Source organism: Bacillus sp. LR--39 (genome assembly GCF_053613335.1).
In genome coordinates, this window is the sequence record NZ_JBSIOT010001041.1 from 1 (window position 1) to 650 (window position 650).

Below are 650 nucleotides of genomic sequence, written 5' to 3' on the forward strand. Positions count from 1 at the left end.
TTTGTAATGAAAAATAAAAGAGCAACAAATAATACTGAGCGTACAGCTATATCTAACCATTCAGGCACTGCTTACACCTCCTGTAAATATAGTTTTTCTAGAAACCTTTGTACTGAAGTTCCTCTCCTTCTAGTTCTCCTACTCTTTTTTTTAAATCTTTTGTTACTTCGTGTACTACCATCATAGCCTCATGCAAAGTTCGCTTCGATTCATCATCAAGAGTCCGTAATGCTAAACTTGAGAGACTTGCTTCTACCCCTTTTAGACTGGCAAAACACTGTTTAACATCTGATCCTACTGTCATCCTAATTCTCCTTATCCTTTTGGCTTAAAAATTAAAGCTCCTATCATGCCGAAAACAATGGAAGCTGTAATACCAGAACTAGTTACTTCAAACATTCCTGTCAGTACACCAACTAACCCATGTTTTTCTGCTTCCTGCACCGCACCATGAACAAGTGAATTCCCAAAATTTGTAATCGGAACGGTAGCCCCTGCCCCAGCAAAATCAATCAAAGGCTCGTATAGTCCAAATCCATCTAAAAGCGCCCCAATCACTACAAGAGCACTTAAGGTATGACCTGGTGTCAATTTAAATACATCAAACATAATTTGCCCAATGATACAAATTAAACAGCCTACGACAAAAG

2 protein-coding genes are annotated in these 650 nt (G+C 38.3%); both read right to left on the reverse strand.

From position 1 onward, the window contains the following. Window positions 1-97: 97 nt before the first annotated feature. On the reverse strand, window positions 98-304 hold the full coding sequence (locus ACWHAR_RS28280) for a DUF1657 domain-containing protein (protein ID WP_009336483.1): 207 nt from the start codon (window positions 302-304) through the stop codon (window positions 98-100). Between the two features lie 11 nt (window positions 305-315). Then, window positions 316-650, reverse strand: a 335-nt coding sequence (gene spoVAE / locus ACWHAR_RS28285; protein WP_452088594.1) for a stage V sporulation protein AE, incomplete at its 5' end; no start/stop codon positions are given.

Coding starts and splice junctions, on each gene's coding strand:
- ACWHAR_RS28280 (WP_009336483.1), bottom strand. CDS start 304: ATGACAGTAGGATCAGATGTTAAACAGTGTTTTGCCAGTCTAAAAGGG.